Annotated in this window: 13 protein-coding genes; 3 read left to right on the top strand and 10 right to left on the bottom strand. The window is 41.2% G+C overall.

Features of this window, described 5'->3' with window-relative positions; genetic code table 11:
- Positions 1-25 precede the first annotated feature (25 nt).
- Positions 26-1,093, bottom strand: a complete 1,068-nt coding sequence (lptG, locus tag J8L98_RS03650; protein WP_210995576.1) for an LPS export ABC transporter permease LptG — start codon at positions 1,091-1,093, stop codon at positions 26-28.
- A complete protein-coding gene (gene lptF / locus J8L98_RS03645; RefSeq protein WP_210995344.1) occupies positions 1,090-2,202 on the bottom strand; it encodes an LPS export ABC transporter permease LptF in 1,113 nt (370 codons plus the stop codon). Before lptF ends, lptG begins: the two co-directional genes overlap by 4 nt.
- Positions 2,203-2,398: 196 nt before the next feature.
- On the opposite strand from lptF, the gene pepA reads away from it, so the two are divergent.
- From pepA to J8L98_RS03630, 3 genes are all read left to right on the top strand, one after another.
- The gene (gene pepA / locus J8L98_RS03640; RefSeq protein WP_192508487.1) at positions 2,399-3,907 is read left to right on the top strand and encodes a leucyl aminopeptidase; all 1,509 of its coding nucleotides are present in this window, start codon (positions 2,399-2,401) and stop codon (positions 3,905-3,907) included.
- 113 nt (positions 3,908-4,020) lie between these two features.
- Positions 4,021-4,467, top strand: a complete 447-nt coding sequence (locus J8L98_RS03635; RefSeq protein ID WP_192508488.1) for a DNA polymerase III subunit chi — start codon at positions 4,021-4,023, stop codon at positions 4,465-4,467.
- 24 nt (positions 4,468-4,491) lie between these two features.
- On the top strand, positions 4,492-7,338 hold the full coding sequence (locus J8L98_RS03630; RefSeq protein WP_192508489.1) for a valine--tRNA ligase: 2,847 nt from the start codon (positions 4,492-4,494) through the stop codon (positions 7,336-7,338).
- Positions 7,339-7,414: 76 nt separating this feature from the next.
- Here the strand turns inward: J8L98_RS03630 and J8L98_RS03625 are convergent, their stop codons facing one another.
- The 8 genes from J8L98_RS03625 to ftsY all read right to left on the bottom strand — a co-directional run.
- Positions 7,415-8,680, bottom strand: a complete 1,266-nt coding sequence (locus J8L98_RS03625; protein WP_210995343.1) for an outer membrane protein transport protein — start codon at positions 8,678-8,680, stop codon at positions 7,415-7,417.
- 552 nt (positions 8,681-9,232) lie between these two features.
- Complete coding sequence (locus tag J8L98_RS03620) at positions 9,233-10,489, bottom strand: HD domain-containing phosphohydrolase (protein WP_210995342.1); 1,257 nt, start codon at positions 10,487-10,489, stop codon at positions 9,233-9,235.
- Positions 10,490-10,696: 207 nt separating this feature from the next.
- Complete coding sequence (rraB, locus tag J8L98_RS03615; RefSeq protein WP_192508492.1) at positions 10,697-11,032, bottom strand: ribonuclease E inhibitor RraB; 336 nt, start codon at positions 11,030-11,032, stop codon at positions 10,697-10,699.
- Positions 11,010-11,744, bottom strand: coding sequence for a 1-acylglycerol-3-phosphate O-acyltransferase (locus J8L98_RS03610; protein WP_210995341.1), 735 nt, complete (start codon positions 11,742-11,744; stop codon positions 11,010-11,012). Before J8L98_RS03610 ends, rraB begins: the two co-directional genes overlap by 23 nt.
- 150 nt (positions 11,745-11,894) lie before the next feature.
- Positions 11,895-12,758 (bottom strand): RNA polymerase sigma factor RpoH, encoded by an 864-nt coding sequence (gene rpoH / locus J8L98_RS03605; RefSeq protein ID WP_210995340.1) that lies wholly within the window; start codon positions 12,756-12,758, stop codon positions 11,895-11,897.
- A gap of 266 nt (positions 12,759-13,024) precedes the next feature.
- A complete protein-coding gene (gene ftsX, locus J8L98_RS03600; RefSeq protein WP_192508495.1) occupies positions 13,025-14,011 on the bottom strand; it encodes a permease-like cell division protein FtsX in 987 nt (328 codons plus the stop codon).
- On the bottom strand, positions 14,008-14,685 hold the full coding sequence (gene ftsE / locus J8L98_RS03595; RefSeq protein WP_192508496.1) for a cell division ATP-binding protein FtsE: 678 nt from the start codon (positions 14,683-14,685) through the stop codon (positions 14,008-14,010). The genes ftsX and ftsE overlap by 4 nt, the downstream gene beginning before the upstream one ends.
- Positions 14,686-14,759: 74 nt before the next feature.
- A partial coding sequence (gene ftsY, locus J8L98_RS03590; RefSeq protein WP_210995339.1) for a signal recognition particle-docking protein FtsY occupies positions 14,760-15,815 on the bottom strand: 1,056 nt, incomplete at its 5' end.

Below are 15,815 nucleotides of genomic sequence, written 5' to 3'. Positions count from 1 at the left end.
GTAAAAAAGGCGCCTCGCGCCTTTTTTACTGCTTTCGTTGTAATAAGTAACTAGCAACTAAAACAAAAATAATACTAGGCATGGCTGCCCCAAGCATAGCCGGCACATTATAAACAATAACGATTGGACCAAATATTTCATTACTCAAATGAAATATTAACCCTGTCACAACCCCCATAATAATTCTTGCTCCCATACTCACTGAACGTAATGGACCAAAAATAAACGATAACGCCACAAGTAACATCACTGCTATAGTAAGCGGCTGCATAATTTTGCGCCAAAGCGCTAAATCATAGCTACTCGTATCTTGTTCATTTTGTTTTAAATAAGACAAATATGACCATAAGCCACTAAACGATAATGATTCAGGTTCGACAGATACCACGTCTAATTTTTCAGATGTTAACTCTGAGGTATACAACATAGATTCTTTATATTCGGTATGAATCTGAGACTCCCCCATACTCACCTCTTCAATGCCATTAAATTGCCAACCTTGAGGTACGCTGGAGGCTTGTGCTACGCGTGTTATTTTTTCCAGTGCTAATGAGTCATTAAAATGATAAATACTTACATTCTTAAGATCACCAGAAGCCTCTATATTATCAATACTAATAAAGTTATTACCATCTTTCGCCCAAACGCCTTTTTGAGCATTAAATACTTCGCCACCGTATATTGCATTATTTCTAAGCTGCTTGGCCTGCTTTTCTGCTTGTGGAACTCCCCACTCACCGAGTGCCATCATGCATAAAGCCAACACAATAGCCGTTTTCATTACCGACCCTATAATTTGCAATCGTGACATACCGGCAGCTTGCATCACTACCAGTTCACTACTCGATGCCAATGCGCCCAACCCAATCAATCCACCAATTAATGCTGCCATCGGGAAAAAAACCACAATATCTGACGGCATACTATATAGCGTGTACAGTAATGCTGTTGTCATATCGTAGCTGCCGCGACCCACCGACTTCAATTGCTCTATATATTTAATTAAAGTGTTAATACCAACAAATACCAGCAATGCAAAGCTGGTAGTCTGTAATATGCTTCGCCCTAAATACCAATCTAAAGTTTTCATTATGCTGTCTGCTCCTTACTTGCAAACAGTGATCTAATCCAAACTCCCATTGGACGCCCTTTCACAATTAAATAGGTGCCTATAAATAGTGCACTTAAGTGGATCCACCAGAGGCCCACCGTAGCCGGTATTTTCCCTTCAGCAACAAGAAATTTACCTGCATTTAATAGTATGAAATACCCTAAATATAAACAAATTGCAGGTACTAATTTGGCGAACTTGCCTTGGCGAGGGTTTACAACACTCAATGGTACAGCCATTAAAGTTAACAATATAATTGAAATCGGTACCGATAAACGTAATTGAAACTGCGCCAATGCTGCTGGCGTACCCATTTCCAACAATGTTAACGATGGAATCGCTTCCAATTTTCGGCGTTGATGTTCTATTTCTTGTTCACGTATTTGCACTTGGTAACTGGCAAATTCAGTTTTACTTAACGCCTGACTGAGACCATCTGTTTCATAGCGTTTGCCTTGATCTAATAACAACTGCTGTTCACCAGATTCCAGCTCAATCACTTGCCCTTTTTGTGCGTACACTATTCGTGCGGCTTGATTCGAGTCTTTATCCGGCATTTGAGCAACGAAAACTCTATTCAATTCCCGCCCCTGATCAATAATATTGTGAACAAAGACAACCGCTTTTTCATTACCCGTTTGCTGAAAACGCCCAGCCCTCAATGCTGATAAGCCTGATTCAGCATCCGCTTGCTCTTTTAATTGATATTCTTTTTCACTAGCCCATGGCGCCAAGTATAAACTCACAGAACCTGCAAATAACGCAAACACCACACTTGAAATAAGCGTTATCCTTACAACGTACCACTCACTGACGCCACACGCACGCAGCACCGTCATTTCACTGTCGGCATACACACGGCTATAGGCTAAAATAATGCCAAGAAATAAACTCAGTGGTAAAATATACACTGCCAATTGTGGTAATTTTAATAGTAAAAACGCAGCCACCATTTGCGAGGGTAACCCCCCTTCTGACGCATCCCCTAAAATTCTCACAAACTTTTGAGATACAAAAATGGTCATTAATGTGAGGAACACCGCAACTTGCGATTTCAGCACCTCAGCAGTTAAATAACGAAATATTAGCAATGCCTGCCCCTATAAACGTCTTGTTTCACTGGAATAGTAGGAAATTTTGAGTAAACTGGTTATTTTAGTCACTTTATTATATGTCATCAAACGTAATTTTTATACCGACGCACGAGAGATAATACTGCTTTTATGGTATTGATTGCAGAAGACATATAAAGTTCAAAAAGACATAACAATAGACTCAGGAGTCGTAATGGAATTTAGCGTTAAAAGTGGTAGCCCCGAAAAGCAACGCAGTGCATGCATTGTTGTTGGCGTATATGAACCACGCCGCTTATCTCCAATCGGTGAGCAGCTGGATAAAATCAGTGATGGCTACATTTCAAACTTACTACGCCGTGGTGATTTAGAAGGTAAACCGGGACAAGTATTATTATTACATCATGTACCCAATGTCCTCAGCGAGCGCGTCCTATTAGTCGGCTGTGGAAAAGAGCGAGAATTAGACGATAAGCAATATAAACAAATTATCTCTAAAACCATCAATACTCTAAATGACACAGGCTCAATGGAAGCCGTATGCTTTTTGACTGAACAACATGTCAAAGGCAGAGATACCTATTGGAAAGTACGCCAAGCAGTTGAGACAACACAGGACTGCCTATATACTTTTAACCAATTAAAAAGTAAGAAGACTGATTTACGTCGCCCGTTACGCAAAATTGTATTCAATGTGCCGACTAGACGAGAACTCACCATCGGCGAAACCGCGATTGAACATGGTTTAGCGATTGCCTCTGGTGCAAAACTATGTAAAGACGTCGCGAACATGCCACCAAATATCTGTAATCCGCGCTATTTGGGTGAGCAAGCAAAAGCACTTGAAGAATTTGACAATGTCTCTGTTGAGCTCCTTGGCGAAAAGGAAATGGAAGCGTTAGGTATGCATTCATATCTGGCTGTTGGCCGTGGTAGTGTCAATGAATCAGTTATGTCAGTCATCAACTACTCTGGTGGTAATAAAGAACAAGCTCCAATAGTATTTGTTGGTAAAGGCCTTACCTTCGATTCAGGCGGCATTTCACTTAAGCCTGGCGAAGCGATGGATGAGATGAAATACGACATGGGCGGTGCCGCAGGCGTTATCGGTTTAATGCGTTCACTGGTAGAAATGCAACTTCCGATAAACGTAATCGGTATTCTTGCCGGCTGTGAAAACATGCCGAGCTCAAATGCTTATCGTCCTGGCGATATACTCACCACCATGTCAGGACAAACCGTTGAAGTACTCAATACGGATGCCGAAGGGCGTTTAGTTCTGTGTGATGCGCTGACGTATGTAGAAAAGTTTGAGCCTGAAATTGTGATCGACGTTGCCACATTGACCGGTGCCTGTATTGTCGCCCTAGGTGCGCATGCAACAGGCTTATTATCAAGCCATAACCCACTTGCCCACGACTTACTTAAGGCCGGCGAGCAAAGCGGCGACAGAGCGTGGCAACTGCCATTATGGGATGATTATCAAGACCAACTTGACAGCCCATTTGCTGATTTTACTAATTTAGGAGGTCGTGCAGCCGGCACCATCACAGCAGCATGTTTCTTATCTAAATTTACTAAAAAGTATAATTGGGCGCATTTAGACATTGCTGGCACAGCATGGAAAAGTGGAAAGAATAAAGGGGCAACAGGCCGCCCAGTCCCAATGTTGACTCAATACTTGCTAAACCGTATTGAAGTGAGTGATGCACAGCAGGATTAACCTCTGTGCTTGATTGATGGCGCTGGCTTTATGTGTCAAAATGCGGCTTTATTTTGAACGCACTAATTGATGATAAAAAAACATCACCAAGTGCCTAAGATTAAGCCAACGCCATGACCATCAATGCACAGTTTTATGTGTTAAAGCATGATAATGAGCTGGGAGCAACATGCCCGGCTCATTTTGATCTAGCCGCTCGAACGGCGGCCAAACAGTATCGTGCCGGGCAGCGCATATTTATTTATGTCGACTCGATTGATGATGCACATGCTATTGATGAACATTTGTGGTGTTTTGAGCCCGACAGTTTTGTGCCTCACAATTTACAAGGTGAAGGTCCAAAAGGCGGAGCTCCAGTCGAAATAGGTCAAACACCTCCCGTAGGAAAACGAGCGGTATTGATCAATTTAGCGACGCATCTACCTAATTTTATTAGACGCTTCAGTACGGTGTATGATTTTGTACCCGCTGAACAAACCGCCAAGCAAGCCGCTCGTGAACGATTTAAAAGTTTACGTCAGTTTGGTGCCAATATTTCTACCAAAGAAATTGAAAACTAAAGTATTTTATTAAGGTTCTGTGAAATGGATAAAACCTATAATCCACAAGATATAGAGCAGTCTTTATACCAAGACTGGGAAGATAATGGCTACTTTAAGCCATCTGGCAAGGGTGACGCATATTCAATTATGATCCCACCACCAAATGTCACGGGTAGCCTGCATATGGGCCATGCATTCCAAGACACTATCATGGATACCCTAACGCGTTACAAGCGTATGCAAGGCAATAATACTTTATGGCAAGTCGGTACAGACCATGCAGGTATCGCAACGCAAATGGTTGTTGAACGTAAACTCGCAGCCGAAGAAGGGAAAACTCGCCATGACCTAGGGCGCGACGAATTCATTAACAAAATCTGGGAATGGAAAGAGCAATCAGGTGGTACAATCACCAAGCAACTTCGTCGTCTCGGCGCCTCAGTTGATTGGGAACGTGAACGCTTTACCATGGACGATGGCTTATCTGAAGCCGTAAAAGAAGTCTTCGTTCGCTTGCATAAAGAAGATTTAATTTACCGTGGTAAACGCCTAGTTAATTGGGATCCAAAACTACATACTGCAATTTCTGATTTAGAAGTTGAAAACAAAGACAAGCAAGGTCATATGTGGAACTTACGTTACCCACTGGCTGATGGTGTTAAAACACACGATGGGAAAGATTATATTGTTGTGGCAACCACCCGTCCTGAAACAATGCTTGGCGATACCGGAGTTGCAGTTAACCCAGATGACGAACGCTACCAAAATTTAATCGGAAAAGAAATTTTACTTCCGATTGTAAATCGTCGCATTATCATTGTTGCTGACGAACATGCTGATATGGAAAAAGGCACTGGTTGTGTAAAAATCACACCTGCTCATGATTTCAATGATAATGAAGTCGGTAAACGTCATCAACTACCTATGATCAACGTATTTAATAAAGATGCGGCCGTATTAACCGCAGGTGAAGGCTATACGTTTGATGGTAAGGAACTTGAACTAGATGCGCCAATTCCTGAGCGTTTCCAAGGTCTTGATCGCTTTGATGCTCGTAAACAGATTATTGCTGAGTTTGAAGAAGCTGGCTTACTTGAAAAAATTGACGACCACAGCCTAACGGTCCCTTACGGCGACCGTTCAGGGGTTGTGATTGAACCACTACTTACAGATCAATGGTATGTACGCGTAGCACCCCTTGCTGAACCGGCAAAAGATGCTGTAAAAAATGGTGACATTCAATTTGTCCCTAAACAGTACGAGAATATGTATTTCTCTTGGATGAACGACGTACAAGATTGGTGCATTTCACGACAACTTTGGTGGGGACACCGTATTCCAGCTTGGTACGATGCAGAAGGTAATGTGTTTGTTGGTCGTGATGAAGCAGAAGTTCGCCGTGACAATAATATTGCTGACGACGTAGCTCTAACTCAAGATGAAGACGTACTTGATACGTGGTTCTCATCTGCCTTATGGACGTTCTCAACCCAAGGCTGGCCACAAAATACGGATGATTTAAAAGTATTCCATCCATCTGATACACTTGTTACTGGCTTTGATATTATTTTCTTCTGGGTCGCCCGCATGATCATGATGACCATGCACTTTGTTAAAGATGACGATGGCAAACCACAAGTCCCATTTAAAACGGTTTATGTTACTGGCCTTATTCGCGATGAAAATGGCGATAAAATGTCAAAATCTAAAGGGAATGTACTTGACCCTCTCGATATGATCGATGGCATCGACTTAGAAAGTCTTGTAACCAAACGTACTAGCAACTTAATGCAAGAAAAAGTGGCTGCCAAAGTTGAGAAAACAACCCGTAAGACCTTTGCTGATGGGATCGAACCACACGGTACTGATGCGTTACGCTTTACCCTTGCGGCAATGGCATCGACTGGCCGTGATATCAATTGGGATATGAACCGTTTAGAAGGTTATCGTAATTTCTGTAACAAGTTATGGAATGCCAGTCGCTACGTGTTAATGAACACTGAAGAACAAGACTGTGGTTTTAGTAGTGGTGAAAAAGAATATTCATTAGCCGACCGCTGGATTTTAGGTCAATTTCAAAATACAGTACAAACGTTTACTGAGCACCTTGATAATTACCGTTTTGACCTTGCAGCTAATACCATTTATGAGTTTACGTGGAACCAATTCTGCGATTGGTATTTAGAGCTCACAAAACCAGTTTTATTTAAGGGGAATGAAGCACAGCAACGTGGTACGCGCCATGCACTGATCACCGTCTTGGAAGGTTTACTACGCTTAATGCACCCACTCATGCCATACATTACAGAAACTATCTGGAAACGTGTTGCACCACTGGCCGGTATTGAAGCAAATACCATCATGCTACAAAGCTTCCCTGAATTTGACGCAAGCCAAGTAGATGCGCAAGCGATGTCTGATTTGGAATGGGTGAAACAGTTTATTCTGGCCATTCGTAACATTCGTGGTGAAATGGACATTAGTCCAAACAAACCATTAAGTGTTCTACTGGCCAAAGTAGATGCTGAAGATTTACGCCGCCTAGAGCAAAACAAAGCATTCTTAAGTGCGCTTGCGAAGCTTGAAGAGTTTACTGTACTTGAAAATACAGATGATGCCCCTGCGTGTGCAACTGCATTTGTTGGTAACCTAGAGATATTAATCCCAATGGCTGGCCTTATCGATGTTGAAGCGGAACTTGCACGTATTGCAAAACAACTTGAAAAAGCCGAAAAAGGCCTAGCGCAAGTGGAAAAGAAACTGGCGAATGAGAAGTTTGTAAATAATGCTCCTGAAGCTGTGTTAGCGAAAGAGAAAGAAAAGCTCGCTGAATTTTCTGATGCTAAAAGCAAGCTGTTAGAGCAAAAAACAAAAATTGAAAGTTTATAAAACCACCGTTTTGTATTCTTAAATTTAATGAAAAAGGGCAGTGAATACTGCCCTTTTCTTTTTAACACAGCGCTAATTAAAAGTGCATGTTGTACTGAGCACCTAAGACTGTTGCGTGCCCTTTCGATTCAAAACCCCACTGTTGACCTAGGTTATCTGATTCTACAAAGTTCTGTGTTTTTCCCCGTAATATACTCACCCCAATATCAACACTGCTCTTGGCTGTTAATTGATATTCACCACCAAATGAAAACCAGGTTCTATCCGTATCAGGAATAGAAATTGACATATGATGCTGATCAGCCGGAGATTCATCATAAGCAATACCAGCACGTAGTTTTAAATGTTCGTTGTATTGATAATCCCCACCAACAGCGTAACGCAGCGAGTTAGAGAAGTTTTCATCTTTACTGAACACGGTGCCACGCCCTTCAACTTGCGCCGCTAGGGTTTTAAAGCTACTCCACCCAGTCCATACAACACTGTAGTGTAAGGCCGTTTGCTTATCAATTTGATGAGAACCAGACACTTCAGCAATCGCGGGTAAAGTCAGTTCAACAAAGCCTAGCAGCGCTTGACCTTGTGTACCATAAAACGGTGCACCTGCTGGCAACTGGTTGCTAAACTCGCCTTCAAAACGCACATCAGTTTCACTTCTATAATGCACACCAAAACGATTGTGTTTGTCTAATTGATAACTAAAACCCACATCCCAACCATACGCATGATCATCCCCTTCTAAATTAACTGCCTCTGTTGCAGTAGGTATAGCCGTTGGTGATGCACCAAAGGTACGCAAAATTTTTGCATCTGCGTAGACATGATTTAAACCCAATGCAACTGTCAGAGCATCATTAAGCTGATAAGCAACACTTAATTTGGTGTTAATCGTGACAATCTCGGTTTCGCCAGCAAGCTGACCAGGTGCATAATCGGCTGCAAATTCGGTCGCAAGCCCAAACTGGGAGTATGAGCCAACACCAACATACCAGTCATTTCCTAGATCTGTCGTATAAAATGCGGCAGGTACGATCGCGCTTGGCGCAATGCTGTCACTATCAAGCACTGATGGGCTCAACCCATTATTAGTCGAAGTGCCTAACAAGCTAACATCAGGTTTAACGTACATTGCAGCCACACTCACTTTTGACCCTTTAAACTGACTCATCAATGCTGGATTACGTGCCACGACCGACGCATCATCAGCCACCGAAGCTTCACCTGCATATGCACGCCCAAGACCCGATACACTTTGCTCCGCCAACTGAAACGCTGCAGCAAATGTTTGCCCAGATAACAGCATCACACTCGATGCTAATAAAGTTTTCTTAAATCCCGTCATTTTCATTCCCATCTGTAAACCCGGTTATGTACCGACATCTAAATAATCGGCTACACCCTACCTAAATTCAAAACAAAAATCTTCAAACTAACGGAAATTAAGTATCTAATTGCACAACTTAACAGCAAATAATGAAATATAGGAACAGATCGGATGACTTACTGACCAAACCTGCAATTGATATTAATTCTTATTTGTATTGACGAATCACCTTAACTTTGTATACTCTTGCTCAGGCTTGATTCAGTATGGAGAACTAAATAATGATAACAATGATAATACTCGTAGTTGCGGCACTATTATTTTCAGGCGCCAGTGTATTTAGTTTTTGCAAGGCAAACTATTGTGCATGTAACCATGCTGGTGAGTGTGATAACCCAATCAATCATTACTGGTTAGCTTCGATATTATTTTCACTTATTTCATTGGGATGTTGCTGCTTTGCTTTTCACACGCAAGATGGGACTTATGTGTGGTTACTTCTCATGAGTAGTTGCTTATCAGGCGCTTTATTGTCAGCCCGCAAACAGAGGCTACGCCATTGTAGTAAATCTAAGCCAACAGATGCTCTTTTAACAGGCGGGATAAATTAATTTGATAATCTAGAGGTCTCACACTCGCTACAATTTTCACCTCATGTTCTGCATCACTTAAATCCAATTCTTTTGCCGTAATATGATGCATATGTTTGGTATTATAAAAAACACGTACTTTCGGTGCGGTTGGTGCTTGTTTATTACCTTCTAACACTAATGCCAAGCGTTCATTTGTCAGCTTAACGATTGTCCCTACGGGGTGAACCCCCATACACTTGATGAATCGCTGTACAAGCTCTGCGTCAAACTGTTCTTTATTTGCTAATAGATACCTAAGCGCATGAACGGGCTCTTCACTCATTTGATGAGGCCTATCAGATGTCATCGCGTCATACACGTCAATAATGGCCATAATACGCGCAGCTTTACTTACTTTATCTCCGCGAAGCCTTCTTGGGTAACCGCTGCCATCAACACGTTCATGGTGATTAATAATCACATCCATCATAATCGGTGTGATCCCTTTTTCACCTTTAATTAATCCAAGCGATTGCACCACATGCTTTTTAACCGCTTTATACTCAAGCTCGGTAAGTTTTGAATCTTTACTGACTAGCCCTTGTGGTAAACGTGCATGACCGACATCATGTAACATCGCGCCCATCGCTAGCTGCTGAATAACACTATTTTTTAACCCGAGGTATTTTGCAAACACACTAATTAAAATGGTGCAATTGATCATATGACGCCAGTTGTAACCGTCTTTATCTTTCAATCGAGTTAATATTGCCATGGCATTGCTATTACGCAACACTGATTGAACTATTTCTTTGCTTACATCACTTATCAAGCTAATGTCGACTTTCCCGCCCGCAGTCACATCACCATATAAAGATTGAATTTTTCGGTTATGCATTTCAAAATGCTGGCTTGCACGTTCAAACTCTTTTTCTAATGTTAGCGGTGCTATCGCCTTACTGACTTTCTTTGTCGAAGGTTGAGCCAGTTTAGTCTGCTCAGGTGGTTTAGATATAAGCTCTGATGGGGACGGTTCTATCGGCTGTGGTTGGTATTTCGCTGGGATCTCAATATCACTTTGCGCAAAGTCTATATTGAGCTCTAAAACACCTTCAGCCAATAGCTTCGCAATAATAGCTTGATCTCTAACCATACCACGTGATTTGATTTTAATACCCGCATCACTACGCTGCTTATTGACACTGTCAACAAACATACCTGGTAGAAGCTCTGTAATTGGAAGCGTTACCCGCATATTAGGATTAATGCACTATTGAATAGTAAAAGTGATTAATAGCACTTTTTACTATAAAAAGTCTATCATTCACACCATATTTAATGATTTTTACTTAGCTTAGTTGCTAAATTAAAACCAAACCCATAACATCAGTGACCACTATTTAAAACAAAAAAGGAAGCACTCGCTTCCTTTTCTTTGGTATTTAATTAGCCTTCAAACTGATCACTCTTGAAAGTACGTTCCCCAACCATCGTATTCGATATTATGTTCAACCGCTAACGCCGCCAATTTATCAACATCTTCCATAATCACATCGGCGTCTAATTCAACTTCCACAACAACATCAAAGCCCCAAATCTTACCACCGTCTTCTAACTCTAATTCAGCAGGCTCTTCAACATCATAACCGAGCTTAAATGCAGCAAGTGCAGCAGCTTCCAATTTATCAAAATCTTCGCAAACAAAGTGATGCTCAACTTCATATAAAGTATCGGTTGATGAGCCATCCTCTAATAGTGACTCTACAATTTCTTCGCTAATTTCGCGCCAATTTTCCATTTTTATCTCTCATTTTCGCATCAAGCTCGGTAATTCTAGATTGCATTAATGCCTGAATTGCCCCAGCATGGTCTCTAGCACTGATTTCTTTATCAAGGTAAACCGGCGCTAACATATCAATATATATTGTACCATTGTCCCTGCGATTTAGTTTAATACAATTATGCGTGGTATTCATACATACTGGCACAATAGGAACATTTGCATTCATTGCAGTATGAAACGCACCCGTTTTAAAAGGCAGTAGACCACGACCATAGCTTCGCGTACCTTCTGGAAACATCCACACTGAAAGCCTTTGTTCCTTAATCTTCTGTGCTGACTTATCCAATGTTCCCATAGCCTTTGAACGGTTACTTCGGTTTATTAAAATATTGCCTGATAGCCAATACATTTGGCCAAAAAATGGGATCCACTTTAAACTTTCTTTACCCATGCTAACTGTACTTCTCGGTACTGCTGCTGGCAATGTGAACAAATCATAGTTATTTTGGTGATTCGCAACATATATAGCAGGTCCTATTTGCTCACTGTCTGGATGACGTGTTATTTCTAGCTTCACACCAATAACACATGACATTTTCCCAAACCAGCTAGCAATGACATGCACATTATTATGATGAAATGGCCTAACCAAACACATCAACAACCCTAAAATACCACTTAAAATAATAAATAATGCCATCGCAATGATGCGCAATAAAACTAACAAAATAGGCGCTCCTCATTTATATTGCTACGCATTATAATCAAAATAGCGAACACTTGTAAGCTCAAACTTTTACTAAGCACATAAAAGCAAAATGCCGCTAGGAAGCGACATTTCTGTATTTATACATTATGTTTATTACAAACTTGATACTCAGCTCATCGCAGTTTGTAGCTTTTTCATTGCAGACTTTTCTAGTTGTCTAACTCGTTCGGCAGACACACTATATTTTTCAGCTAACTCTTGCAGCGTTGCCTTTTCATCCGCTAACCAACGTGCGCTAACAATGTCTTGCGAGCGTTCATCTAGTGTCTTAAGCGCTGAGAACAACCGATTTTGAGACTGCTCTTTCCACTGTTCTTGCTCGACTTCTTCCGCTAAATCACTTGCAGAATCAGTTAAATACTGTACCGGAGAAAAGCTCGAAGCAGGAGCATCATCATTATCATCGTTGGTTAAATCAAATCCCATATCTTGACCACTCATACGAGATTCCATTTCCCGGACTTCTTTCTCACTCACACCTAGCTCTGATGCAACCGTTGACACTTCATCTTGGTTAAACCAACCTAAGCGTTTTTTATTTTTTCTTAAATTGAAAAATAATTTACGCTGCGCCTTTGTTGTTGCAACTTTCACAATACGCCAATTCTTTAACACATATTCGTGTATTTCGGCCTTAATCCAATGCACAGCAAAAGAGACTAAACGCACCCCGACTTCTGGGTTAAAGCGTTTTACCGCTTTCATCAAGCCAATATTACCTTCTTGAATAAGATCTGCCTGCGGTAGGCCATACCCCGAGTAACTTTTCGCAATATGCGCTACGAATCGTAAATGAGACACAATGAGCTGTTTTGCAGCTTCCAAATCCCCTTCTTGCTGAAGGCGAGTTGCTAACACTTTTTCCTGCTCAGCATCTAACATAGGTATTGTACTTACGGTTTGTAAGTAACCTTCCATGCTTGCACTTTGCTGTCCAGACATTAATGCCATTGCGTATAAATCTTTACTCATTTTTCACCTCGGTGATAAGTATCTTAGTTCAAATTAGCAGTCTCTCCTTGAGAGTGCTAAGGTGTATATAATAGGTTTTTCATTTAAAAAGCAAGCTTTTTATTGTCTAAAAAAAATATAAATATAGTTCATTGAAATTATTGAATTTTCTAGACGCTCACAACAGGGCAACTTTGCCCTCTCATGCACTATAAGTCAAAACTATGACTTTTAAATGACGAATACAGCGCTAACCACCTTTTATCCATTCGCGCTTTAATGGCACTCTAAACTCGATCAGGCTCTATTTCTTTAATATATTTAGCAACGGCAATAAATGAACCACTAAAACCCAACGTAATTGCTAAACCCAGTAAAACCAGCAACTCTTGGCCTCCTAACCCTTGTAATACATAGCTACTTTGATATACGCCTGCAACCATCGTTACGGCGGATTCTAACCACCAAAGCATTAGTACAACACAAATAAAGGCAACCAAACCTCCAATAACGCCATACCATACGCCAGTCCAAATAAATGGGGTATGAATAAACGTATTCGTCGCTCCCACCAGTTTTAATACTTGGATCTCTTCCTTTTTATCCATAATTGACAGTCTGATAGTATTACCAATAATTAATATAACGGCACTCAGTAACAATAGACCCACAGTAAAAACACTTTCTTTCAACAAACTCAGCAATGCATTGAGTCGCTCAAGCCACTCAATATCAAGTTTACCAAATTCGATTTCTCGTTCTGTTTCGAGTTTATCCAACAATTTTTGCGCAGCTTGTGGCTTTCTATGGCGACTAGTGGGTGTTACGAGCACAACGTTAGGCAGTGGATTACTCTCTAAATAATCCAACGCGTGGCCAAAACCAGATACACGCTTAAACTCCTCTAAAGCTTGTGTGCTGGAGATATAACTCACACTGTCAATCTCTGGGTATAGTGCTAACCTTTTTACCAATGTTTGCGTTTGCTGTTCATTCATTGACTCTTTAACAAATAAGGAAATTTCAGCAGCATCATTAAAGCCGCTGCTAACCTGCTGCACATTTTTTACAACCACATACAAGGTCGCCGGCAAGGTCAAACTTAAACCCAAAACGAGTATTGTCATTAATGAAGCGATTGGCGTACGCCACATTTCACCTAAACTATGCACGCCTTGGCGAATAATCATTAATACAAAAAAATACATCTCTAATAACCAAGATTTTTTTTGTGTATTACTTTGCTTATCTCGACTTTTGAACAATAAACTCATAACCGTTCCTGTGCCAAAGGGTCTTGCATCAAGCGCCCATGATCTAACGTTAAGCTACGGTACTTCATTCTCGCAATTAAACCCAAATCATGTGTTGCGATTAATACTGCAGTACCGTGACGGTTAAAATCTTCAAATAGCTGGAGTATTTCCATAGACAGCTCAGGATCTAGATTTCCGGTTGGTTCATCAGCCAATAAAAGTGGAGGGGAATTAACAATCGCGCGTGCAATACCAACTCGTTGCTGTTCACCACCGGAAAGAGTACTTGGCTGGCACCTTATTTTTTCTAATAAACCTACTTTATCTAATGCGGCATGAACACGCTTTGCAATATGTTTGTGGTGCATCCCTTCAATAACCAAAGGTAAAGCAACATTGTCAAATACATTATAGCGCTCAAGCAGGCGATGATTTTGAAAGATGATGCCGATATCCCGTCTTACAAAAGGTATTTGCCGATTATTTATCACATTTAAGTCGACCCCATTGATATAGACATGTCCTGCAGAAGGCCGCTCCATAACACTTATCAACTTGAGTAATGTACTTTTGCCAGCTCCACTGTGGCCAGTTAAAAAAGCCAGCTCATTGCGAGCTAGCTCAAATGTCACCTTTTCTAATGCGCGATGCCCACCAGGGTAGGTTTTACTGACTTGCTCAAATTTAATCATGGTTCGCTCGCTTTCTATATTGTTTTTATAAAGCAAAACAAGGGAGCAAAAGCTCCCCGTGATCATTAGATCTTTTAATCTTCTTGACTAAATAGCGCATCAATAAAGTCATCACTTTTAAATGTACGCAAATCATCAATACCTTCACCAACCCCAATGTAACGAATAGGCACTTGAAACTTGTCTGCAACTGCAAAAATAACCCCCCCTTTTGCAGTTCCGTCCAATTTTGTGAGTGCAATCCCGGTCAACCCGACGGCTTGGTTAAATAAATTAACCTGACTAATTGCGTTTTGACCCGTTCCTGCGTCAATTGTTAGCATCACTTCATGTGGTGCATCGGGATCTAACTTTTTCATTACTCGAGCTATTTTTTCAAGCTCTTGCATGAGGTTATCTTTGTTCTGTAAACGGCCTGCCGTATCGGCTATTAATACGTCGACATTGCGAGCTTGTGCAGCTTGAAAAGCATCAAATACCACTGAAGCGCTATCGGCTCCTGTGTGCTGTGCAATAACAGGGATATCGTTGCGCTCTCCCCACACTTGTAATTGCTCTACCGCCGCAGCTCTAAACGTATCACCAGCGGCCAACATCACCGACTTACCTTCTTGTTGAAATTGCTTAGCGAGTTTACCAATGGTGGTGGTTTTACCAACACCATTAACACCAACCATTAATATAACAAACGGTTTCTTATTTTTAGGGATATCAAGAGGCTTTTCTGCTTCTTTTAACATTTCCGCCATTTCTTGTTTCATCAGCTCATATAAAGCATCACCATCTTGTAGCTGCTTTCGATCTGCTGCATCAGTCAAACTATCTATCAGCTTCATAGTGGTATCCACCCCTAGGTCAGCTGTTAGTAACTGTGTCTCTAGCTCTTCAAATAAATCGTCATCAATTTTCTTGCCTTTAAATATTGATGCTATACCTGATCCAAGATTTACCTTGGTTTTCAAGAGGCCTTTTTTCAAGCGAGCAAAAAAGCCTTCTTTTTTTGGCTTTTCTATATTTGCTGCTCTTTGCGCTTCGACTCTTTCAGCTTCGACTCTTTCAGCTTCGACTCTTTCAGCTTCGATTCGTTCAGCTTCGACTCTTTCAGCTTCGATTCGTTCAGCTTCGACTCT

Origin of the sequence: Pseudoalteromonas sp. MMG013 (genome assembly GCF_018100885.1) — a bacterium.
Classification (GTDB): Bacteria; Pseudomonadota; Gammaproteobacteria; order Enterobacterales; family Alteromonadaceae; genus Pseudoalteromonas; species Pseudoalteromonas aurantia.
This window is presented reverse-complemented; position numbering and strand designations above follow the sequence as displayed.